Source organism: Mesorhizobium captivum (assembly GCF_033977165.1).
Lineage (GTDB): Bacteria > Pseudomonadota > Alphaproteobacteria > Rhizobiales > Rhizobiaceae > Mesorhizobium > Mesorhizobium captivum.
Genome location: NZ_JAVIJB010000017.1, coordinates 58,460 through 80,670, shown reverse-complemented (window position 1 = coordinate 80,670; position 22,211 = coordinate 58,460). Strand labels below are relative to the sequence as shown.

Sequence of the window (22,211 nt, the reverse complement as noted above, 5' to 3'; positions counted from 1 at the left end):
ACGGAAATCGGTTCGAAAAACCGGGAAAAAGCAAACAGAAGCAATAGTGCGGATCTTTGACGGTCCTGGCCAAGCATCATCATCCTCACCGATCAGAACGTGTTCCCTGAACCCCCCATTTCTCCCGCTGTGTGGATCTCGGGCAAGATGTCTTGCCGGTCGAGGCCGACTCGGGTTCCAATGGGGCGTGCATCCGTTAGCGGGATGGGGGCGTTCATGACTACCAACCGGCATTGCCGCTAGGGAAGAAGCAGTATGAGTGAACATGCGATCGAATTCTTGCGCGGATGGATTGGCGAGAAAGTCCAGTGCCCGCATTCGCCGACCAGGATCGAGAAGCAGGCCGAAACCCTCGCCAAGGAGTGCTGCGCCCAGGCAGCCGAGGAAGGCATTCTTCTTGAGGACATCCAGGAAGAGGTCGGCGACATCAAGGAACTGATCGCATCGCGTCTCGAGGAAGTCGCCGAGGAGAACGAACACGAAACGCAGCCGGACAAGCCGTCCGAGTAAGACACCGGCCCGCCGGAAACCCGGCATTCTCCTGCAAACGAGCCGAGCGTCTGGCTTAAAGCATGTCTCCCGAAAGTGGGAACCGGTTTCGGGACAAAGACATGCGTAAAATCAGAAGCTAAAGCGCATGGAGCGAATCTGAAAGATCGCGACGCGCTTTAGCCGGACTTGTTCTTCAGCCATCCCTTGGGCAGTGCCGGCACGAAATTGCCGTCGCGCCCCGTCATGTCGTCATTGGCGACCAGCGCGTTGAGGATCGCCTCCTCCACCCCTTGCACCACCGCGTCGAAGAACGGATCGATATCGACGTCCGGGATGAAATCGGCGCGAGCGACGCGGCCTGAAGCCGCCATCGCTGCCTCCGGATTGGCGGTCGAGAAGGCGAGAAAAATGTCGCCCGAACTGTGATAGCCGTAGCCGCCGGTCATGGCGATGCCGAGCGGCACCCGCCTGGCCAGCCGTTTCATCTGATGCGGCAGGAATGGCGCGTCGGTGGCGACGATGGCTATGATCGAACCCTTTTCGGCGCGCGCCATGGCCTCGCGGATCGCCGGTTCGGTGAACTCCGGTCCGACGCGCCGGCCGCGAAGGGTGAAGTTGCGCCTTTTGCCGAAATTGGCCTGCACGAACACGCCGAGCGTGTAGCGCCTGTCCTGCCATTCCACGATGCGCGAGGCGGTGCAGGACCCGGCCTTGAAGCCGAAGGAGATCATGCCGGTGCCGCCGCCGACGCTGCCTTCCTCGATGGCGCCGCTTGTCGCGCCGTCGAGCGCTGAGGCGACATGCTCGAAGTTCACGTGGTGGCCGTTGATGTCGTTGAGGAAGCCGTCATAGGTCTCCGCCGACACCGGCAGGCCCCAACCGCTGTCGAGCGCTGCCGGCAGCACCCGGCTCATCCAGCGCAGGGTGCCGTCGCGCGTGACACCGCAGGAATGGGTGTTGGTGATGGTGATCGGCAGGTTGAAGGCGCCGGTTTCCTCGATGATGTGCGTGCCGGTGAGTTCCCCATTGCCGTTCTGGCTGAACACGCCGGCAAACACTGGCGTGGCGAGCTCGCCAGGCGGCCGCGGCAAGATCGCGGTCACGCCGGTGCGCACCGGCCCCTTGCCGACCCGGAGCGGGCCGTCGCCGGAAATCAGCGTCGTGTAGCCGACCGCGACGCCTGGCACGTCGGTGATGGCGTTGAAGCGGCCGGGCGTGCCGTCCAATGCCACACTGAATGCGCGCAGGCGCGGCTTGCCTGAAGGCGTGCGAAGATGCGGGTCGTTGGTGCTCATCGCGTCCTCAGAACAGCGAGCCCTGGCTGCCGGGTTCCTTGGGCTTGCCCGACGATTTGGCCGCCAGCTTCGGCCGCGCCCCGCCGCTGGTGGCGATGGCCTCGGCATTGCCGTCGGCGAATTCCAGCTGCAGCGCCGCGCCCGGCGCCAGCTCCGCGACCCGCTTGATGACAGAGCCGTCGGCATCCTTGACCAGTGCGAAGCCGCGCGCCAGCACGGCCTTGTGTGACAGCGTGGCGAGCAGCCGATCGGCCTGGGTGAGAGCCGCGCGCAGCCGGTCGAGCTGCCGAGCCATCGCCTGGTCCTGCCTTCGGGTGAGCCCGGCCAGCGTGTCGGCCTGCACCTTTTGCCGCCTGACGATCGGCGCCGGCGACAGCCTCACCGACGTGCGCTGGAAGCGTGTCCTGCCTTGGCGCACGATGGCGAAGAAGGCGGCGCGTGCGCGGGCAATGTCGCGGCCCGTCAGCGTGCGCGTCTCGTTGAGCCGGCGCGACAAGGTCGCCGGCGTCAGCCGCTGCCGGTCCAGCCTTGCGCGCTTGCGCTCGATGCTCACCGTCAGCCCACGGCCCAGCCGGCTCGTCGCCTCGTCGAAACGGCGGCGCGGCAGCGCGAGCAATTGGTCGGGCGAGGGGAGCGCGCGAGCCGCGGCGCGCACGGCCTGGCGCTTACGTTCGAGATTGCGCGAGGCGCAGGCGTTGAGCCGCGCGCCGAGGCTTGCAAGCGTGGCCTCGAGATCGGCCTTGACCGGCACAGCGATTTCGGCGGCGCCCGTGGGCGTCGGCGCGCGCATGTCGGCGACGAAGTCGATGAGCGTCCAGTCGGTCTCGTGGCCGACGGCCGAAATTATCGGGATGTGCGAGTCAGCGACAGCGCGCGCCAGCCCCTCGTCGTTGAATCCCCAAAGGTCCTCCAGGCTGCCGCCGCCGCGTGCCACGATCAGGAGATCGGGTTGCCGCACCGCGCCGTCCCAGGTGAGCGCGTTGAAGCCGTTGACGGCTGCGGTCACTTCCCTGGCCGTCGTCTCGCCCTGGACCCTCACCGGCCAGACCAGCACGTGAAGCGGAAACCGATCCTTGATGCGGTGGATGATGTCGCGGATCACCGAGCCCGTCGGCGAGGTGACGACACCGATGACGCGCGGCATGAACGGCAGCCGCCGCTTGCGCCCGGCATCGAACAGGCCCTCGGCCTGCAGCCGTCGCTTGCGCTCTTCCAGCAGCGCCATCAGCGCGCCGGCGCCCGCCGGTTCGAGATTGTCGATGACGATCTGGTAGTTGGATTTGCCGGGATAAGTGGTCAGCCTGCCGCTGGCGATCACCTCCATCCCTTCCTCGGGGCGGAATTTCAGCCTGGACATCGTGGTCTTCCACACCACGGCGTCTATCCGCGCGCGGTCGTCCTTCAGCGCGAAATAGGCGTGGCCGGAAGAATGCGGACCGCGATAGCCGGAAATCTCGCCGCGCACCCGCACATTGCCGAAGGCGTCCTCGACCGTGCGCTTCAGCGCGCCGGAAATCTCGCTCACCGTATATTCGGTGGCGTTGCTGCGTGATTCGGTTGCTGTCTCGCTCATCACATGATTGGGGAACGCTTATCGGGCCGCGTCAAGGTAGGGCGCTGCCCGGGGCCTGTCTTCGTCCGACGTTTCGGGGCGGACGGCCTACCAGCCAGGCAGGATCTGGTTTGCCTTGGTCCGCTTCATCTTGGCGAAGGCGAGTGCCGCGAAGTCGAAGCTGCCCGTTTCCTCGCCGACCGGCACCGAGATGTTGTCGAGGCTTTCCGCGATGTGGCGGGCCAGCGCGTCGACGATCTCCGGCTGCGAGGTCTGGCCGCGCATGATGCCGATCCGGCAGTCCGGCAGCGCGTCGAATCCGTCGGCCTCGCCCAGCACGCGCATGCCGGGCCTGAGCGCGCATTCCGGCAGTACCGAGATGGCGAGGCCGGAAAGCACGGCGGCCGTGATAACGGTTGCCGAGAAGCTGGAGAAGAGCACGCGGTACTCGCGGCTTTGCCGGTCGAGCACGTCGACCGCCGCGCGCCGCCAGACGCAGTTCGGCCGGCCGAACGCCATCGGCAGGATCTCCTGCTCATGCGTGGCATGGTTGGCCGAGGTGACCCACAAAAGCGGCTCGCGCCGCACCACTTCCGACTGGCCGCGCGTGTCGTTGTGCGTCACCAGCGCGAGATCGAGATTGCCGCGCTTGATGTGCTCGACCAGTCCCGGCGTCGGCTCGCAGATGACGGTGAGTTCCACGCGCGGGTTGGAGCGCGAGAAGCGCGCCATGATCTCGGGCAGGAAGCGGTCGGCGTAGTCGTCCGGCGTGCCGATGCGGATCGTGCCTTCGAGCCGCTGGTCGTCGAAGGCGGCTAAAGTCTCGCGGTTGAGGTGGATCAGCCGCCTCGCATAGGAAAGCAGCCTGTCGCCTTCCTCGGTCAGCTTGTTGGTGCGACCGTCCTTTTCGAACAGCGGCTTGCCGATCCGCTCCTCCAGCCGGCGCATCTGCATCGACACCGCCGACTGCGTGCGGTGCACCTCTTCGGCCGCCCGGGTGAAGCTGCCGGTGTCGGCGATCGAGATGAAGGTCTGCAACTGATCGAGATCGAGCGGCGCTTTCATCGGTTCAATCCATCATTGATGTTGATGCTAAAGATTAGAAACATTCGTTGGATTAATCAATCGATCGATGGCAAATTGCCAGCATCCACATGAAGGCATGTGTATCGGAACCGGAACGGCGCCCCTCCCAGGCGCCGGTCTACTGGTTTCGTCCGCTCTGTCCTGAAGGAGAGACTGACATGACCACGATCGAATTCGCCTCCGAGACCCCGCGCATCACCACGCGTCCGGCCGTTGCGACGCGCGTGCTCAATGCGGTCGCCGATACCTTTCGCGCCTGGAAAAATCGCCGCGCCTTCTATCGCCTCGGCGAGATGTCGGATGCCGAGCTTGCCGATATCGGGCTCACCCGCGCCGACCTCCACGTCGCCGTCGCGGTGCCCTTCGGCCGCGACCCGACGGCGAAGCTGCGAGCGATCGCCAGCGACCGCGCCGACACGGTCGAGGATCTCGCGCGCAAGGTGGCCTGATCGGCTGCGCTGACTGCGTTTCCGGTCGCCTTGAACCTTTTGAAGGTTCGAAGCGACCAAGCTTCATGCAGGCTCCCACACTCCCAGCCGGTTCCCCGCCGGCCTGCCTGCACATTGCCCGGTTCTCCTCCAGGACCGGGCATTTTTTATAGGGCGTGCTGTCGAGGCGCCGACCGCTCTAAGTGTCGTTTTGAAAATTACGGCGGAAAACCCTAAGCACTTCCCTGGGGTTGCAGGGATCAGGCGAAAGCCAATTTTCGCGACGGCCTTGGCACCGATCGGCCTAGTTCATGCGCCGCTTCTATCCAAGCCGCGATGGCATCTTGAACGTTCGCAATGGCCTCCTCGGGGGTTTCGCCATCGCTCATGCAACCGGGAAGATCCGGAACATAGGCGGAGAACCCACCACCGTCCTCGACCGAGAGTGGTGCAATGACGACAGGATATTCAAGCTTGTCCGTCATGCTTTTTTGCCTCGTCGATAAATGCCACGAGTTTTCGAATATATACGGGTTTGATTGGGCGTTTGAAAGGCACCGTCAAAATGTCGGCCATTGCCGGATGGTAGATCTTGTAATGCGATCCACCCGATCTTGGCGGCACGCATTGAATGCCGGCCTCGTCACAAACCGCCTTAACGTCTCGCATCGACCAGTCGCCGCGAGGGTTGCGGCGCATTTGCTCAAGTCTCTTGCTCACGGAACGTTGCTCCGAGGCATTTGATACTCAGCGCCGGTCCATGCCGCGCTTGAACTGATCGAAGATCGTCTCCATGCCTTTCTGATACTCGTCGCGCTGGTGCGCGCCGGTCTCGAACATCCTGCCGAAGATATCGTCGAACGGGTTTCGAGGACTGCCGCTCGGGTTGGTCTGCGGCGGCTGATTCTGTTGTGATTGGCGCTCTTGCGGCTGCTGCGGTGTTGGCTGCCCGCCCGGCAATCCGAAGCCTCCGCCCTGGCGCAGCATCTCCTCGAACATCTTGCCGAGCGGATTGTCGCCATAGGGGCTCTGCGTCTGCTGAGGCCGGCCCTGCGGCTGCTGCGCGCCGCCGAACATATCCTGCAGCACTTTGCCGAGCGGATTGTCGCCGTAGGGGTTCGGCGCCTGCTGCGGCTGGCTCTGCGATTGCTGCGCGCCACCGCCGAACATGTCCTGCAGGACCTTGCCGAGCGGGTTGTCGCCATAAGGACTGGGCGCCTGTTGCGGCGCCTGACGCGGCTGCGGGGCCTGTGCGCCGCCTCCCGCCTGGCGCATCATCTCCTCGATGATCTCGCCGAGCGGATTGCCGCCGCCGCCGAAGCCGCCGGCGGCTTGCATCTGGTTGTTGGTCTGCTTGAACAGCCCGCCCATCATCATCGATGCCATGGCGGGCAACATCTGCTGCAGCACCTGCTGGCTGAGCCCGGTCGCCTGAGCGGCCTGGGCAGCGACGGCGCGCGACAGGTCCTTCGAGCCGAACAGATGGCCCAAAATGCCGTTGCCTTCATCGACGCCTTGCGGCGAGAAGGCCCGGGTCGCGTCCTCGAAATATTTGGCGTGCTGGCCGCTCGCCATCGCTGTCATGAAGGCGCCCATCCCGTAAGGATCGGCGGTGTTGCGCTGGAGCCCTTGCGAGAAGGCGGGCAGCAGTGCCTGCACCGCAGCCTGCGCCTGCTGCTGAGAGAGGCCGAATTGCTGGGCCAGTGCCTGCATGCCGCTGCCGTTCTGGGCTTGCGCAAAGATGTCGAACAGGGAAGGCATCGGATTCTCCTCCGGGAATATCCTCGTCGGAGAAACCTAGTTCGTTTCCATTCCTGATTGAAGCAGCTTTTGCCGCGCCGCCGTCAAGCGGATGCCGGACGGTTAATAGGCATACTCCATGAACACCGGCTCGATCGAACCGCCCCAGCGCGTGTGGTAGGCCGAAAGCATCTCCTCGGCGCTGGTGGTGCCGCGCGCCACGACTTCGTCGAGCGTGTTGAGGAACGAGGTCTCGTCATAGCCGTCGCGGTTCTTCTTGCAGCGGTTCTTCAGCCCCATGCGCGCAATGGTCAGCACGTCGCGGGCGACCTCGCGTAAGGTGGCGTTGCGGAACGGCGCCGAAATGCCATGCTCCGGCACCGCGTTGCGCATCGCCAGTGCTTCCTCGTAGGTCCAGCTCGATGTCAGCGTCTCGGCCGCATCCAGCGCTTGCTCGTCATAGAGCAGTCCGACCCAGAAGGCCGGCAGCGCGCAGATGCGCCGCCACGGCCCGCCATCGGCGCCGCGCATTTCGAGGAAGCGCTTCAGCCGCACATCCGGGAAGAGGGTCGACAGGTGGTTTGCCCAGTCGCCCATCGTAGGTAGGCCGTCGGGCACTAGCGCGCGCGCGGCGCCCGCCATGAACTGGCGGAAAGTGTAGCGCGTCATGTCATGATACTGACCGTCGCGGATGACGAAATACATCGGCACGTCGAGCGCCCATTCGACATAGTCGGCAAAGCCGAAGTCCGGCGCGAAACAGAACTCCAGCATGCCCGAGCGCTGGTTGTCGGTGTCGCGCCAGATGTCGCCGCGCCAGCTCTGCAGCCCGTTCGGCCGGCTCTCGGTGAAGGGCGAGTTGGCGAACAGCGCCGTCGACAGCGGCTGCAGCTTGAGCGACACCTGCATCTTGCGGCGCATGTCGGTCTCGCTCTCGAAGTCGAGGTTAACCTGGATCGTGCAGGTGCGGTACATCATGTCGAGGCCCTTCGATCCGACCTTCGGCATGTAGCGCGTCATGATCTCGTAGCGCGACTTCGGCATTTTCGGTGTTTCGGCGAGCGACCATTTCGGGCTGCCGCCGAGGCCGAGGAAGCGGATGCCGAGCGGCTCGGCGATCTCGCGAACCTGCGCCAGATGCGCGTTGCCCTCGCGGCAGGTCTGATGGATCGATTCCAGCGGCGCGCCGGAGAGTTCGAACTGCCCGCCCGGTTCCAGCGAGATCGCGCCCTGGCCTGTCGGCTCGACCAGGCCGATGATGCGGCCGGCATCCATGATCGGGTCCCAACCGAGCTTTTCCTGCATGCCTTCGAGGATGGCGCGGATGCCGCGCTCGCCGCCATAGGGCACCGGCGCGTTGCCGTCGACATAGAAGGGGAATTTCTCGTGCTCGGTGCCGATCCGCCATTTGTCGCGCGGCTTGTTGCCCGCGGCCAGGTAGCCGACGAGTTCGTCGATGCCTTCGATGGGACTGGTATCGGTTGTGTCGCGCGCCATAACAAAGCCCTCCGCAGCGGTCAGCCGACCGCCGGGCGCTAGATGGACGAAATGTCAGTAGCCGATCAAGCGAAAAATCCTGAGCCACGGCTCAACTGGATTTGATCTGCATGGCTTCTGCCCCGGGCAGGTCGCCGAGCGCTGGCGCCGCCCCTCACTGCCCGCCGGCATCCTCTCCCCGTATAGTGACGGGGAGAGGGGCACTGTCGCTGGCGATTTCGCCAATTGCCAGGGTTGCAGGAAAGGCGCCAAGGGCGCGGCCAGCCCCTTCTCCCCGTCACTATACGGGGAGAAGTGCCCGGCAGGGCGATGAGGGACAGCGCTGACCTCGATAATTGGCAATCTCAAATTGGAAACGTCGTGCGGTCTGAAGCGATTGCCATTGCTTCTTCCCTTCTCGCCTATGTGCACACGTTGGCGGAGAAGGAGGATCCTTCACCAGTCGCCGATCGTCGCCTGCATCACCGCAAGTGCAGCCACCGCCGCCGTATCGGCGCGCAGGATGCGCGGCCCAAGCGGGATGGCGGTGACGAAGGACAGCGCCCTCAGCATTTTGCGCTCGTCGTCGGAAAATCCGCCCTCCGGCCCGACCAGCAGCGCGAATTTTTTCTCATTCAACTCCTGCAAGGCCGGCAGCGGGTTGTTGGTCGAGGCATCCTCGTCGCAGAAGATCAGACGCCGTTCCTTGTCCCAGCCGCCGAGCAACCGCTCCAGCTTCTCCGCCTCGCGCACCTCCGGAACGGCCAGGATGCCGCATTGCTCGGCCGCCTCGACGACATTGGCGCGCAGCCGCTCGATGCCGGGCTTTGCCACTTGCGTATGCTGGGTGATGACCGGCCGCAGGATGCCGGCGCCCATCTCCACTGCCTTCTGCACCAGATAGTCGAGCCGACCCTGTTTCAGCGGCGCGAAGCAGTAGACGAGATCGGGCAGCGGCGGCTGCGGCCGCTGCAGCGAAAGCACCTTGAGCCGCACCGCCTTCTTGGATTTGGCGGCGATCGCCGCCGACCATTCGCCGTCGCGGCCGTTGAAGAGCAGAACCTCCGCGCCTTCGCCGAGCCGCAGCACATGCGCGAGATAGTGGCTTTGCTGTTCTCCGGCATCGAATTCGAGGCCCGGTCCGAGATCGTCCGGCACGAACAGCCGCTGCATTTTGTAATTGGCGCGCATGGCCCAAGCAGGTTCCGCAAAAGTGTCCCGCGGTTTTGCGATCAGAACCTGCGAAAAACAAGGGAATCTAAGCAGATATTCGTGGGACATCCCACGAATATCTGCTTAGCAATGGGCGAGGCGCAGCTTGCCGTCAAGTATCGGCGGAGGAGTGCCAGACCGGCGCGTAGCCTCGCCGCAGCACCGAAACACTCGTGGCGGCCGTGAGCAGTCGCAGTGGCCTCTCGGCAAGTCGATTGAACGGAACAGGACCGCCATAGCCCGCGAAGGACCATCTGAGCGCCTTGCCGTCGCGGAGCGCGTAAGCGGTGCCGCCGTCGGACACCATCGTCCCATCCGGCAGGCCGCCAAGCTCTTGCATGGAGATGGTCGGCGGCCGGCCGCCCGCTGCAAGCCGCTCCTTGTGCAACCTTTTGTCGACCATAGGCGCGCGTGGATCGGGAACGTCGAACGCCTCGCCGAAGCGCCGCACGAAATCGCTCGCCCGTTCGCGCCGGCAGAAGAAGCAGGGCCGATGCCCGGCGGCCAGCGCCGTCACCTCATCGAGGAAGAACAGCTCGGTCCAGCCGGCTTTGCCTCCGGGCCGGTTGCGCCCCATCGGCGCGCGCCGCACGTTGCGGAATTCGCAGGCGCAGATGATCCAGGTCGGCAAGGCCCAGCGCTTCTTCAGAAGCGTTCTCGTATCGGGATCGTGGATGATGCCGCGATTGCCCATGAACAGGCCGCGCTCGGGCACGGCATGGATGGCGCCGAATGGATCGACCCGGTTCTGCAGTGGCATAGCTTTCTCTCCGGCACGCAGCTTGGCTGAAATACACAGAGCATGATATCGCTCGCCCCGGTATTTTCATGTCAGCAGGATTTTCCATGCGGGTGCTGGTGGTCCAGAACTACGACAATACCGGCCTCGGCCAGGTCGGCACCGCTCTTGCCGAGGCTGGCGCCGAGCTCGACCTGTGCCGCCCCTACCAGGGCGATCCGCTGCCGCAGGACGCGAACGGTCACGATGCCTTGGTGGTGCTGGGCGGCGGGCAGAATGCGCTGGCCGACGAGGACTATCCCTATTTTCCCGCTTTGCTTGAACTGACGCGCGATTTCGCCGGCAAGGACCGGTCGGTGCTCGGCATCTGCCTGGGCGGCCAACTCCTCGCCCGCGCCTTCGGCGCCGACAACCACATCGGCGCCGCAGTTGAATTCGGCTGGTGCGGCGTGTCGCTGACGACGTCAGCCAAGGCCGATCCGGTGCTCGGCGCCTTGCCGGAAAAATTCCCGATCTTCCAATGGCACGACGACACGTTCGACCTGCCCGAGAAGGCCGTGCGGCTCGCCGGCAACGATGTCGCCCAGAACCAGGCCTTTCGCATCGGCCGCGCCGTCTATGGCTTCCAGTTCCATTTCGAGGCGGACCGCCCGCTGGTGCGCGACTGGAGCACCTCCTTCGCGACGCTGATCGCCGACCGTCATCCCGACTGGGCCGGCAAGCTCGATGACGAGATGGATCGTAACGGGCCCGACGCCGACGCCGCCGGCCTAGCGATTGCGCGTGCCTGGGTGGCGACGATCTGATCGTCTCGCCGACCGCTGCGCCAAGCGTGACATAATTGGCACGCGACGGCAGTTCCGCCTGGGGAAAACCTGCTTCGTCCTTGGCTTGTGCTCGCCCGCCATCCTAGAAGGCGCGCGCCCTGTATCGTCCGTGCAACCGCGATGAACCTCTGTGTGATCCAAGCGACACACCGGCGATACAGAATCTGCTTAGAAGCGCGAAATCGTCGAAACATTGAGACGCATTTTATCGTTTCAACGCATTGGTAACCGCCTCGTGCACAGATGCAGGAAGCTCAACTAGAGATGACGTCCGTGAAAGCAGCGCTTTTGTCCTTTGTCATGCTGTCTGCCATCGTCGTGTGCGGCCTCGGCATTTATTCTGCCGACGCGGCCAACAATCATCAGGCCGTCGACGGCTACGGCGTCACCGCCGCGCTTCGCTAGAGCATGTCTCCCGAAAGTGGGAACCGGTTTCGGGACAAAGACATGGGTAAAATCAAAAACCTAAAGCGCACGGAGCGAATCTGAAAGATCGCGACGCGCTTTAGGGCCTGATCCTTTCCGAGAAACGGAAAGCCGATCCGACGGTCGGGATCATGGCTAGAACGCTTTTCCCTGCACGGCCAGGACACGCTTTTCGCCGCGATTGATGGCCAGCGCGCTCAGCGTTCCCGATTGCCAGGCGAGGGTGTCGACATTGACGCGGTTGGCCATCACCTCGGCCTCGGGCACGGGTGTATGCCCGTGCACGATCACCTTCGGGTAAAGGCCGGGGTGGTCGTGGAAGGCGTCGCGGATCCAGATCAGGTCCTGCGGGCTTTGGCTTTCGAGCGGAATGCCGGGCCTGATGCCGGCATGACAGAAGAAGAAGTCGCCGAAGGTCACTGAAAAGGACAGCGAGCGCAGGAAGTCGACATGGGCTTGCGGCACCGCTTCGACCAATGCCGCGTGCCCGTGCGCCAGCGCTTCGTCCGGCCTGCCGAACCAGCTGCTGCCGGTCGAGAGCTTCACCCCGTATGACGCCGCGGTCTGGACCCCGCCATAGCGCATGAACAACCCGTCCGGGTCCGGACGGTCGAGAAAATCGAGGAAGCCGATGTCGTGATTGCCGGCGAGCATCAGGTTGCGCGAATCGCGCTCTCGCGCCTCGATCAGGAAATCGATGACGCTTTTGGAGTCGGGTCCCCTGTCGGTATAGTCGCCGAGATGGATGATGCGCCAGTCGGACGCCGCCGCGTATTCCAGCTCGCTTTCGATATGGTGGTGCATGGCGGCGAGCAGGTCGTGACGGCCATGCACGTCGCCGATGGCGTAGAGCCGCATGCCGTCCGGCCCGCGCGCGTCGAGATAGTGGATGCCAGTCTCAGTCAAGGCTGCCGTCGTCTCCGCGATCAAGCCGTCACGACAGTCGTGATCAAGCTGTCACGGAAGCTAGAACCAACGAATAAACAACATCCTAGTGCATGTCGCCGAAAAGTGCGCAGCGGTTTTGGGAAAACGACATGTAAGGTTAAGAGCTGAACCGCGATACCTGAAATCCGGTTCAGCGCGTCCCGGTTCAACGCCGCAACTGATCCTTGCCCATGTCGGTCACCAGCCGCTTGCCGCAGAGCGCCAGCGTGATGTCCATTTCCTTGCGGATGATCTCCAGCGCCTTGGTGACGCCTGCCTTGCCCATTGCGCCGAGCCCGTAGAGGAAGGGCCGGCCGATATAGGTGCCCTTGGCGCCGAGGCAGAGCGCCTTGAGCACGTCCTGACCAGAGCGGATGCCCCCATCCATATGCACCTCGATTTTGTCGCCGACCGCGTCGGCGATCTCCTCCAGCACCGAGATCGACGACGCGGCGCCGTCAAGCTGCCGCCCGCCATGGTTGGAGACGATGATCGCATCGGCGCCGGTCTGGGCTGCCATCAGCGCGTCTTCCTTGTCGAGAATGCCCTTCAGGATCAGCTTGCCGCCCCAACGCTCCTTGATCCAGGCGACATCCTTCCAGGACAGCTGCGGGTCGAACTGCTCCGTCGTCCAGGACGACAGCGAAGAGACATCGCCGACGCCCTTGGCGTGGCCGACGATGTTGCGGAAGGTTCGGCGCGGCGTGCCGGCGATGCCCAGGCACCAGCGCGGTTTGATGGCTAGGTCGATGATGTTGGCGAGCGTCATTTTGGGCGGCGCCGATAGCCCATTGCGGATATCCTTGTGGCGCTGGCCGAGGATCTGCAGGTCGAGCGTCAGCACCAGCGCCGAGCATTTCGCCGCCTTTGCGCGGTCGATGAGATTGAGCACGAAATCCTTGTCGCGCAGCACGTAGAGCTGGAACCAGAACGGCTTGCTTGTCGCCGAGGCGACATCCTCGATCGAGCAGATGCTCATGGTCGAAAGCGTGAACGGCACGCCGAACGCCTCGGCCGCTTGCGCCGCCAGCATCTCGCCGTCGGCATGCTGCATGCCGGTCAGCCCGGTCGGGGCGAGAGCCACCGGCATCGCCACCTTCTGGCCGATCATGGTCGATTCCAGCGAGCGGTTGCTCATGTCGACCAGCACGCGCTGGCGGAATTTGATCTTGCCGAAATCCTCCTCGTTGGCCCTGTAGGTGCTCTCTGTCCAGGCGCCGGAATCGGCGTAGTCGAAGAACATCTTCGGCACCTTGCGGCGCGCCAGATCCTTGAGGTCGGCGATGGTGAGGATGTCGCTCATGGTGGTCCCCGCTGATCGATGCTTAGGAGCGTTTGCGTGTGGGTTCGATGTCGCCGGCTTCCGAGCGCTGCCTTAGCCTCAGCCGTGAGACGCGCTGCCAGTCGCCGCTACGCTCGGCTTCCGCCATGGAGCGCTCGACATAGGTGATGTGGTCCATCGCCGCCTTGCGCGCCGCGATCGGGTCTGCGGCCTTGATCGCGGCGTGGATGGCCCGGTGCTGCTGAAGCAGCGCCTCGCGGGCGCCGGGAACGGTGAACACCAAGAGCCGGTTCTGGAACACACCCTCGGAGAGCAGCCGGTAGCAGGAGCGCAGCGTGTGCAAAAGGATGATGTTGTGCGCGCATTCGCAGACCGCGTGATGGAACTCGACGTCGATTTCCGCTTCGTCGTCGAAATCGCCGGTCCGGTGCGCCTCGTCCATGCGCGCCATGATGCGGTCGAGCAGCGCCAGATCCTCCGGCGTCGCGCGCCGCGCCGCATATTCGGTCGCCACCGCCTCGATCTCACGCCGGTATTCCAGATAGTCGGTCACCGCCTTGCGGTGCGTGGAGATGAGATCGGTCACCGGCCTGGTGAAAAGCTGGCCGATGACGTCGGCGACATGCGTGCCGCCGCCTGGCCTGGTCGTCAGCAGCCCGCGTGCCTCCAGCGCCTTCAGCGCATCGCGCAGGATCGGTCGCGACACGTCGAACTGGCGCGCCAGCTCTCGCTCGCCGGGCAACCGGTCGCCGGTGCGCAGCACGCCTTCGAGGATCAGGTTCTCGATCTGCTGCACCACCTCGTCGGCGGTGCGCGAATGCTCGATCCTGGAGAAGATATCGCTCAACAGAGGGGCGCCTGGGAACGGGATGGGTGTCGCGCAGATTAAAGCCTCTGTCGCCAACTGGTCAAATTATTTATCCAATTCGCCGGATCCGGTCGGCTCCAGCGCAGCGCCCTTGCATCGGGCGGCTGCTAAAATTTGCTGTTTACGTGCCTTGCCGATTGCCGCAGGGAGAACGCCATTGCACGAAGGGTGGTCGAAACCAGGGGGACCAGACGTGTCGGACGAGACGTCCAATCTCGAATTCCAGTCGCGCGCCCAGGGCAGCGTCATGGGCTTTCCGGCGCATGAGGGCCGCCCCGGCGCATTGGGCGAAGTGCATGCCCGGCCGCATCCGCTCGTCGAGAAGCCGCGCGTGCTCATCCAGCTTTCCTTCATGACCGAGGGCGGCTCCAGCGTCGACCATGCCGTGCTGTCGGAATTGTCGCGGCGCCTTGGCATTGCGGCCCCCGAGCGTCATGCCCGCCACCACGCCATGAGATGGGGCAAGGGCACGCTGCGCTGGGAACGGCATACGGAATTTTCCACCTATCTGTGGGAGGGGCCGCTTGCCGAAAACGGCCGCGGCCAGGAGGATTCTCCCTTCGGCAACGGTTTTTCGCCGCCGGGAACCGTGATTTCCGGCATCCGGCTCGAGATCCGCAAATGGACGCAGGCGAGCGAGAAGCTGATCGCCGGCTTCGATCCCACCAGCCTCTGCTATTCGCTGGTCGAGCGAGGGGCAGCGGCCATCATCACCGACTTCCGCCAGGATGGCGATGGCCTGACCCGCATGCTGGTGCTCGATCGCGGCCTGACGCCGGCCAGCACCGGTGCCCTCTCGCAGCGGCTGATCGACATCGAGACCTACCGCACCCTTGCCATGCTTGGCCTGCCGCTGGCGCTGACGCTGTCCGGCCGCGCCCGCCGCATCGAGGACCAACTGGCGCAGACGACGCTGGAAATGAAGGCGGCCGAGACCCGCGACAGCCAGACGCTGCTCGCCGACCTCACCGGGCTCGCCGCCGAACTCGAGGCCGATGCCGCCTCCAGCCTCTACCGTTTCGGCGCCAGCCGCGCCTATGACGGCATCGTCACCGCGCGCCTGGGAGCGCTGGATGAGGAGCCTGTGCAGGGCTACGACACCTGGGCTGGATTCCTGCAGCGGCGCATGGCGCCGGCCATGCGCACCTGCCGCTCGGTCGAGGAGCGCCAGGCCAACCTGTCGCGAAAACTCACCCGCGCCACCACTTTGCTGCGCACCTGGGTCGACGTCGACGTCGAGAAGCAGAACCGCGACCTGCTCGCCTCTATGAACAACCGCGCCCGGCTGCAACTGCGCCTGCAGCAGACCGTCGAAGGCCTCTCGGTCGCCGCCGTGTCCTACTATGTCGTCGGTTTGATCGGCTATGTCGCCAAGGGTGTGTCGATCTTCGGCCACGCTTTCGCGCCGGAAGTCGTCACCGCGGCCTCCGTGCCGGTGGCGGTGCTACTAGTCTGGTGGGCCGTGCGCCGCGTGCGTCGCATGCACTCCGAGCCGTCCAAGCACCCGGGCGAGTAGGCAGCCAGACCTTCCTCAGATACGATTGAGGGCCAGCGGCAGATTGCCGCTGCGGAACCCCTGGCCATCGTTCGCCATCCCATTCCGACCAAAGCAGCGTTTGCAACGAATGGTCCCGGCTGGTAAAAGATTTTGACCAGTCGAGCGGAGGAAGCGCCGATGTCCGGCCTTGCCATGCCCAAGTCAGATGCCGAGACGCTTGGCCGGCGCGCTGAGATCGTCGCCGACATGCGTATCATCGTGCCGGGCGAGGGCGTCGTCGACACGGCCAACGAGATGCGCGCCTTCGAGACCGACGGCCTCACCGCTTACCGGCAATTGCCGCTGGTCGTGGTGCTGCCAGAAACGGTGGCGCAGGTCTCGCGCGTGCTGAAATACTGCAACGAGCGCAGCATCCGCGTCGTGCCGCGCGGCTCCGGCACCTCGCTCTCCGGCGGCGCGCTGCCGCTCGAGGATGCGGTGCTTCTGGTGATGAGCCGCTTCAACCGCATCCTGGCGATCGACTATCCCAACCGCGCCGTCGTCGCCCAGCCGGGCGTCACCAATCTTGGCATCACCAATGCCGTCGAGCAGGAGGGCTTCTACTACGCCCCCGATCCATCCTCCCAGATCGCCTGCTCGATCGGCGGCAACGTCGCGGAGAATTCCGGCGGCGTGCACTGCCTGAAATATGGCCTCACCGCCAACAATGTGCTGGGCATCGAGATGGTCCTGATGAATGGCGAGGTGGTGCGGCTCGGCGGCAGCCATCTCGACCAGGAAGGCTATGACCTGCTCGGCGTCATGACCGGCTCCGAAGGCCTGCTCGGCGTCGTGACCGAGGTGACGGTCCGCATCCTGAAGAAGCCGGAGACGGCGCGCGCGCTGCTGATCGGCTTTCCGACCAGCGAAGAGGGCGGCCAGTGCGTCGCCGACATCATCGGCGCCGGCATCATCCCGGGCGGCATGGAGATGATGGACCGGCCGGCGATCCACGCCGCGGAGGATTTCGTTCATGCCGGCTATCCGCTCGATGTCGAGGCGCTGTTGATCGTCGAGCTCGACGGGCCGAGCGTCGAGGTCGACCACCTGATCGGCCTCGTCGAGGCGATCGCCCACCGCAACGGCTCGACCACCTGCCGCATTTCGCAGTCGGAAGAGGAGCGGCTGAGCTTCTGGGCCGGCCGCAAGGCTGCCTTCCCGGCGGTCGGCCGCATCTCGCCCGACTATTACTGCATGGACGGCACCATCCCGCGCAAGGAACTGCCGAGGGTGCTGGCCGGCATGCGCGACCTTTCCGAGAAATACGGGTTGGGCGTCGCCAATGTCTTCCACGCCGGCGACGGCAATCTGCATCCGCTGATCCTCTACAACGCCAACGTGCCGGGCGAGCTCGACAAGGCCGAGAGCTTCGGCGCCGACATTCTGCGTCTTTGCGTCAAGGTCGGCGGCGTCTTGACCGGCGAGCATGGCGTCGGCGTTGAGAAGCGCGACCTGATGCCGGAGATGTTCAACCAGATCGACCTCGACCAGCAGATGCGCGTCAAATGCGCCTTCGACCCCAACCATCTGCTCAACCCGGGCAAGGTCTTCCCGCAACTTCGCCGCTGCGCCGAGCTCGGCCGCATGCATGTGCATCGCGGCCAGGTGGCGTTTCCGGACATTCCGAGGTTTTGATGGGGGCATCTCGAAACTCTGGTTCCTCGCCCCCGCAAAGCGGGGGAGAGGTGGCTCGGGCGAAGCCCGAGACGGAAAGGGGGACGCCCTCTCAGCCAAGCCGCCGCTCGCCCGAAAGGATCGCCCGTGCGCGCGAGCTTCGCCACGGTGACAATCAAGCAGAGGCGACACTCTGGACCGAATTGAAGGCCAAGAGGCTGGGCGGATACAAGTTCATTCGCCAGATGCCTATCGGTCCGTATTTCGCGGATTTTGCCTGCAGAAGCCAAAGGCTGGTCGTGGAACTGGACGGCAGCCAGCATGCGGACAGTTCGTACGACAGGCGACGAGACGAATTCATGCGTGGCGAAGGTTTCTCGGTTTTGCGGTTCTGGAAATTCGATGTTTTGAAAAACACGAGGAGTGTCTGCGAAACGATCCTTGCAGCGCTGGAAGGTCGGCTTGCCGAAGATGTTGCCGCTCCGGACCTCAGGTTTGTTTTCGCGGCCAGGAAGATCGGAGACAGCGCTCTATGATGGCCCCCTCTCCGTCTCGGGCTTCGCCCGAGCCACCTCTCCCCCGCTTTGCGGGGACGAGGAAAGGCGCTTACCTATGACCACCTTCACCCCATCCTCGCCCGCCGAAATCCTCTCCACCATCCAATGGGCAGCCGCCGAAGAAACACCCGTTGAAATCCTCGGCCATGGCTCCAAGCGCGGCATCGGCCGTCCGCTGCAGGCCGAGCACACGCTCGACCTGTCCAAGCTTACCGGCGTCACGCTCTACGAGCCGGCCGAGCTGGTGCTTTCGGCAAGGGCCGGCACGCCGCTTGCCGAAATCGAGAGGCTGCTTGCCGAAAACGGCCAGCAATTCGCATTCGAGCCGATGGATTACGGCCCGCTGCTTGGAAGCGAGCGGGGCAAAGGCACGCTCGGCGGGGTGCTGGCCTCGAACCTCTCCGGTCCGCGGCGGCTGAAGGCGGGCGCGGCGCGCGACCACATCCTGGGCATATCGGCGGTTTCCGGCCGCGGCGAGGCCTTCAAGTCGGGCGGCCGCGTCGTCAAGAACGTCACCGGTTACGATCTCTCCAAGCTGATGGCGGGGAGTTGGGGCACGCTTGCGGTGCTCACCGATGTCACCTTCAAGGTCCTGCCCGCGGCGGAGACCGAGGTGACTTTGGCCATTCGCGGCCTGCTCGACGATGCCGCCGTCGCCGCCATGGCGCTGGCGCTTGGGTCCAGCGCCGAAGTGTCGAGCGCCGCGCATCTGCCGGAGCGTATCGCCGCGCGCGTCGCTGCCGGTCGTCTCGGCAGCGACGCCGCGACACTGCTGCGCGTCGAGGGGTTTGGACCGTCGGTCGTCTATCGTATCGAGGCGTTGAAGCAGCTGCTCGGCAAGGCCGGGCCGCTCCAGGAAATTGCCGGCGAGGCCTCAAAAACCATCTGGCGCGACATCCGCGATTGCGTGCCCTTCGCCGATGGCGGCGCGAGGCCGGTCTGGCGCGTGTCGATGGCACCCTCACAGGCGCACCATATGGTGATGGCGCTGCGCATGCAGGCCGCGGTCGACGCCTTCTACGACTGGCAGGGCGGGCTGGTGTGGCTCTCGATGCGCGAGGACGATCCCGAGGCCGAGCTGCTGCGCGGGCTGATCCGCAAATTTGGCGGCGGCCATGCGACGCTGGTGCGCGCTTCGGCCTCTCTCCGAGCCGCTTTGCCGGTGTTCGAGCCGCAGCCGCCGCATCTGGCAGCGCTGTCGGCCAGGCTCAAGGCCGAGTTCGATCCGAAGCACATTCTCAACCCCGGTCGCATGGCGCCGGGCTCCAGCTCTGCTACTCTTCCTCAGACAACGGAGGAAGCAGCACCATGAGCAATGCCAATCCAGGCCCTGATACCGGATCGCGCCAGACCGACCGCTGGCTTGAGCCAGGTCAGACCAATGCGCTGGTCATCTACATTCTTTACCTCGCCAGCCTTGTCATCGGCGTGACCGGCATTGTCGGAATCGTGCTCGCCTACATCAATCGCGGCAAGGCGGGCGGCTTTGTCGAAAGCCACTACACATTCCTGATCAGGACTTTCTGGATCGGCCTTCTCTACGCGCTGATCTCGGTGGTCCTGATGATGCTCGCGATCGGCTTCCTGCTGATGTTTGCAGTCGCCGTCTGGTTCATCGTCCGCTGCATCCTCGGGCTGCAGGCGCTGCAGCGCGGCGAGCCGGTCAGGAACCCGCAAAGCTGGCTTATCGGTTCATAGAAGCATGATCCCGAACCAAAGGTCCGCGACAGCGAAAAGCGGGAACCGGTTTTCGGAAAAGATCATGCTCAGGCATTAAGGACATCACGGTGCAGACCAATTTCTCAGCCGCGCAGCTTGCCGATCCGCATGTCGCGGAATCGGAGACGATCCTGCGCAAATGCGTGCATTGCGGCTTCTGCACCGCCACCTGCCCGACCTATGTGACTTTAGGCAACGAGCTCGATTCCCCGCGCGGCCGCATTTATCTCATCAAGGACATGCTGGAGAACGGCCGGCCGGCCGACAAGGAGATCGTCACCCATATCGACCGCTGTCTCTCCTGCCTCGCCTGCATGACGACATGCCCCTCGGGCGTCAACTACATGCACCTGGTCGATCATGCCCGCGCCCATATCGAGCAGACCTATAAGCGGCCGCTGTTCGACCGGCTGACGCGCGCCATGCTGGCTTTCGTGTTGCCCTATCCAAGCCGCTTCCGCGCCGCGCTGAAGCTTGCCGGGCTCGGCCGGCCCTTCATCAACCTGTTCGAGAAATTGCCGGCGCTGAAACCGGTCGCCGCCATGCTCAAGCTCGCGCCGTCGTCAATCCCGTCCGCGTCGCCGCTGGCCTCGCCCGGCGTCTATGCCGGGCAGGGCGCCAAGCGCGGTCGTGTCGCCATCCTTACCGGCTGCGCGCAATCGGTGCTCGATCCGGCCATCAACGAGGCGACCATCTCCTTGCTGACAAGGCTGGGCGTCGAGGTCGTGGTGCCGGAAGGCGAGGGCTGCTGCGGCGCGCTCGTCCATCACATGGGTCGCGAGGATCAGGCCCTTGCCTCGGCGAGGCAAAATGTCGACGCCTGGACGCGCGCCATCGACCAGGGCGGGCTTGACGCCATCATCATCACGGCGTCCGGCTGCGGCACGACGATCAAGGATTACGGCTTCATGCTGCGTCTCGATCCCGCCTATGCCGAAAAGGCGGCGCGTGTTTCGGCTTTGGCCAAGGACATCACCGAATATCTCGCCGCCATCGATCTGCCCGAGCCGGTGCGCAAGCCGGGCACGATCGTCGCCTATCATTCGGCCTGCTCGATGCAGCACGGCCAAAAGATCACGCGCCAGCCGAAGGAGCTTCTGGCCAAGGTGGGCTTCGTCGTGCGCGAGCCGCGCGAAGGGCATCTGTGCTGCGGCTCCGCCGGTACCTACAACATCCTGCAATCCGAGATCTCAGCGAAGCTGCGCGACCGCAAGGTCAGGAATATCGAGGCGACCGGCGCCGAAATTGTCGCCACCGGCAATATCGGCTGCATCACCCAGATCGCGTCCGCCGCCAGGCTGCCGGTGGTGCATACGATAAAATTGCTCGACTGGGCCTATGGCGGCCCGAAGCCGGAAGGTGTTTCCGACGCGAAGCTGGTCGCCGCCGAATAATTATTCCGCCGCGAGCTTGTCCGCCACGCCATAGGTCGCGCGGTACAGCGCGCGCTGGCGGTTGAGCGCCACCATCGTGTTGCGCAGCAGGATCGCGACCGTCAGCGGGCCGACGCCGCCCGGCACCGGTGTGATCCAGGAGGCCACCTCCTTGACGCTCTCGGTATCGACGTCGCCGACGATGCGGCTTTCGCCGTCCGGGCCGATCTCCGAATTGATGCCGATATCGATGACGCAGGCGCCCGGCTTCACCATGTCGGCCTTGATCAGGCGCGGCTTGCCGACGGCGACGAACAGCGCGTCGGCGCGCCGTGCGTGCGCCGCGACCGAGCGCGTCATGTGATGGCAGACCGTCACCGTCGCGCCTTCGCTCATCAAAAGGAAGGCGATCGGCTTGCCGACGATCTCGGAATGGCCGACGACGACGACTTCGAGCCCCTTGAGGTCGAGGCCGGTCTCCTTCAGCAGCTCGACCGAGGCCGCCGCCGTGCAGGGCGCCAGATCGAGCTGGTTGTAGACGATGTTGCCGATCGAGGCCGGATGCATGCCCTCGACGTCCTTCAGCGGATGCACCGCCGCCTGCAGCGTCTTGATCGGGATGTGCGCCGGCACCGGCCGCTGGATGATGATGCCGGTGACGCGCGGGTCGGCGTTGAGGCCGTGGATAGAGGCCTCCAACTCACCCGCCGTGATGTCGGCGGCAAAGCGCCGTTCCTCGAAGCCAATGCCGGCAAGCCCGGCCTTGGCGCGCTGGTTGCGCACATAGACATCGACCGCATCGGTATCGCCGACGGTGATCGAGACCAGCTTCGGTGAAAACCCTTCCGCCGTGGCGATTGCCGCGTCCTCGCGCACGGAAGCGATGATGCGCTGGGCGACCGGACCACCCTTGAGGTAGCGGCTGTCGTCGGACCGGGACATGGCTGGGACCTTTGGCATGGGAATTGTGCGCTGCAATAGCAGAGCATGGCCCGGAAATCAGCCCCGAAAACGAAACACCGTGCTTCCGGGGCGACCTGTCGCAGTCGTGACGACCCGGT

At 64.6% G+C, this 22,211-nt stretch carries 23 protein-coding genes; 10 read left to right on the top strand and 13 right to left on the bottom strand.

Going from position 1 to position 22,211, the window contains the following annotated elements; genetic code table 11:
- Nucleotides 1-255: 255 nt before the first annotated feature.
- The gene (locus RFM40_RS16360) at nt 256-510 is read left to right on the top strand and encodes a hypothetical protein (RefSeq protein WP_320226417.1); all 255 of its coding nucleotides are present in this window, start codon (nt 256-258) and stop codon (nt 508-510) included.
- 158 nt (nt 511-668) lie between these two features.
- Here the strand turns inward: RFM40_RS16360 and RFM40_RS16355 are convergent, their stop codons facing one another.
- From RFM40_RS16355 to RFM40_RS16345, 3 genes are all read right to left on the bottom strand, one after another.
- Nucleotides 669-1,787, bottom strand: coding sequence for a DmpA family aminopeptidase (locus RFM40_RS16355; protein ID WP_320226418.1), 1,119 nt, complete (start codon nt 1,785-1,787; stop codon nt 669-671).
- A gap of 7 nt (nt 1,788-1,794) precedes the next feature.
- Nucleotides 1,795-3,360, bottom strand: coding sequence for an exodeoxyribonuclease VII large subunit (xseA, locus tag RFM40_RS16350; protein ID WP_320226419.1), 1,566 nt, complete (start codon nt 3,358-3,360; stop codon nt 1,795-1,797).
- 87 nt (nt 3,361-3,447) lie between these two features.
- Nucleotides 3,448-4,404 carry a LysR substrate-binding domain-containing protein gene (locus RFM40_RS16345; RefSeq protein ID WP_320226420.1) on the bottom strand — a complete coding sequence of 319 codons (957 nt, stop codon included), beginning with the start codon at nt 4,402-4,404 and terminating at the stop codon, nt 3,448-3,450.
- 179 nt (nt 4,405-4,583) lie between these two features.
- Between RFM40_RS16345 and RFM40_RS16340 the strand changes: the two genes are divergently transcribed.
- Entirely contained in the window at nt 4,584-4,874 is a 291-nt protein-coding gene (locus tag RFM40_RS16340) for a DUF1127 domain-containing protein (protein WP_320226421.1), read from the top strand.
- 239 nt (nt 4,875-5,113) lie between these two features.
- Here RFM40_RS16340 and RFM40_RS16335 read toward each other — a convergent pair whose 3' ends face one another.
- The 6 genes from RFM40_RS16335 to RFM40_RS16310 form a co-directional block, all read right to left on the bottom strand.
- Nucleotides 5,114-5,338, bottom strand: coding sequence for a type II toxin-antitoxin system HicB family antitoxin (locus tag RFM40_RS16335; RefSeq protein ID WP_320226422.1), 225 nt, complete (start codon nt 5,336-5,338; stop codon nt 5,114-5,116).
- On the bottom strand, nt 5,322-5,573 hold the full coding sequence (locus RFM40_RS16330) for a type II toxin-antitoxin system HicA family toxin (RefSeq protein WP_320226423.1): 252 nt from the start codon (nt 5,571-5,573) through the stop codon (nt 5,322-5,324). Before RFM40_RS16330 ends, RFM40_RS16335 begins: the two co-directional genes overlap by 17 nt.
- Nucleotides 5,574-5,600: 27 nt before the next feature.
- Nucleotides 5,601-6,614, bottom strand: a complete 1,014-nt coding sequence (locus RFM40_RS16325; protein ID WP_320226424.1) for a DUF937 domain-containing protein — start codon at nt 6,612-6,614, stop codon at nt 5,601-5,603.
- 102 nt (nt 6,615-6,716) lie between these two features.
- Complete coding sequence (locus tag RFM40_RS16320) at nt 6,717-8,090, bottom strand: glutamate--cysteine ligase (protein ID WP_320226425.1); 1,374 nt, start codon at nt 8,088-8,090, stop codon at nt 6,717-6,719.
- A 435-nt stretch (nt 8,091-8,525) separates the two neighbouring features.
- A complete protein-coding gene (locus tag RFM40_RS16315; RefSeq protein WP_320226426.1) occupies nt 8,526-9,260 on the bottom strand; it encodes a 16S rRNA (uracil(1498)-N(3))-methyltransferase in 735 nt (244 codons plus the stop codon).
- A 133-nt stretch (nt 9,261-9,393) separates the two neighbouring features.
- Nucleotides 9,394-10,041: a hypothetical protein gene (locus RFM40_RS16310; protein ID WP_320226427.1), complete on the bottom strand. Its 648-nt coding sequence runs from the start codon at nt 10,039-10,041 to the stop codon at nt 9,394-9,396.
- Nucleotides 10,042-10,127: 86 nt separating this feature from the next.
- Here RFM40_RS16310 and RFM40_RS16305 point away from each other — a divergent pair, with 86 nt between their 5' ends.
- Together RFM40_RS16305 and RFM40_RS16300 are read left to right on the top strand one after the other, a co-directional pair.
- Nucleotides 10,128-10,826, top strand: coding sequence for a type 1 glutamine amidotransferase (locus RFM40_RS16305; protein ID WP_320219945.1), 699 nt, complete (start codon nt 10,128-10,130; stop codon nt 10,824-10,826).
- A 285-nt stretch (nt 10,827-11,111) separates the two neighbouring features.
- On the top strand, nt 11,112-11,252 hold the full coding sequence (locus RFM40_RS16300; protein ID WP_124997890.1) for a hypothetical protein: 141 nt from the start codon (nt 11,112-11,114) through the stop codon (nt 11,250-11,252).
- A 156-nt stretch (nt 11,253-11,408) separates the two neighbouring features.
- On the opposite strand, the gene RFM40_RS16295 is transcribed toward RFM40_RS16300, so the two are convergent.
- From RFM40_RS16295 to RFM40_RS16285, 3 genes are all read right to left on the bottom strand, one after another.
- Entirely contained in the window at nt 11,409-12,179 is a 771-nt protein-coding gene (locus RFM40_RS16295) for a metallophosphoesterase (RefSeq protein WP_320226428.1), read from the bottom strand.
- Between the two features lie 187 nt (nt 12,180-12,366).
- Nucleotides 12,367-13,503, bottom strand: a complete 1,137-nt coding sequence (locus tag RFM40_RS16290; RefSeq protein ID WP_320226429.1) for an alpha-hydroxy acid oxidase — start codon at nt 13,501-13,503, stop codon at nt 12,367-12,369.
- A gap of 22 nt (nt 13,504-13,525) precedes the next feature.
- The gene (locus RFM40_RS16285; RefSeq protein ID WP_320226430.1) at nt 13,526-14,329 is read right to left on the bottom strand and encodes an FCD domain-containing protein; all 804 of its coding nucleotides are present in this window, start codon (nt 14,327-14,329) and stop codon (nt 13,526-13,528) included.
- Nucleotides 14,330-14,543: 214 nt separating this feature from the next.
- On the opposite strand from RFM40_RS16285, the gene RFM40_RS16280 reads away from it, so the two are divergent.
- From RFM40_RS16280 to glcF, 6 genes are all read left to right on the top strand, one after another.
- Nucleotides 14,544-15,866: a DUF3422 family protein gene (locus RFM40_RS16280; protein ID WP_320226431.1), complete on the top strand. Its 1,323-nt coding sequence runs from the start codon at nt 14,544-14,546 to the stop codon at nt 15,864-15,866.
- Between the two features lie 159 nt (nt 15,867-16,025).
- Nucleotides 16,026-17,522: an FAD-linked oxidase C-terminal domain-containing protein gene (locus RFM40_RS16275; protein WP_320226432.1), complete on the top strand. Its 1,497-nt coding sequence runs from the start codon at nt 16,026-16,028 to the stop codon at nt 17,520-17,522.
- A 50-nt stretch (nt 17,523-17,572) separates the two neighbouring features.
- Nucleotides 17,573-18,037, top strand: a complete 465-nt coding sequence (locus RFM40_RS16270) for an endonuclease domain-containing protein (RefSeq protein WP_320226433.1) — start codon at nt 17,573-17,575, stop codon at nt 18,035-18,037.
- 76 nt (nt 18,038-18,113) lie between these two features.
- Nucleotides 18,114-19,370, top strand: coding sequence for a glycolate oxidase subunit GlcE (glcE, locus tag RFM40_RS16265; protein WP_320226434.1), 1,257 nt, complete (start codon nt 18,114-18,116; stop codon nt 19,368-19,370).
- Entirely contained in the window at nt 19,367-19,756 is a 390-nt protein-coding gene (locus tag RFM40_RS16260; protein WP_320226435.1) for a DUF4870 family protein, read from the top strand. The genes glcE and RFM40_RS16260 overlap by 4 nt, the downstream gene beginning before the upstream one ends.
- Nucleotides 19,757-19,845: 89 nt before the next feature.
- Nucleotides 19,846-21,171: a glycolate oxidase subunit GlcF gene (gene glcF, locus RFM40_RS16255; protein WP_320226436.1), complete on the top strand. Its 1,326-nt coding sequence runs from the start codon at nt 19,846-19,848 to the stop codon at nt 21,169-21,171.
- On the opposite strand, the gene RFM40_RS16250 is transcribed toward glcF, so the two are convergent.
- The gene (locus RFM40_RS16250) at nt 21,172-22,092 is read right to left on the bottom strand and encodes a bifunctional 5,10-methylenetetrahydrofolate dehydrogenase/5,10-methenyltetrahydrofolate cyclohydrolase (protein ID WP_320226437.1); all 921 of its coding nucleotides are present in this window, start codon (nt 22,090-22,092) and stop codon (nt 21,172-21,174) included.
- Between the last annotated feature and the right edge of the window lie 119 nt (nt 22,093-22,211).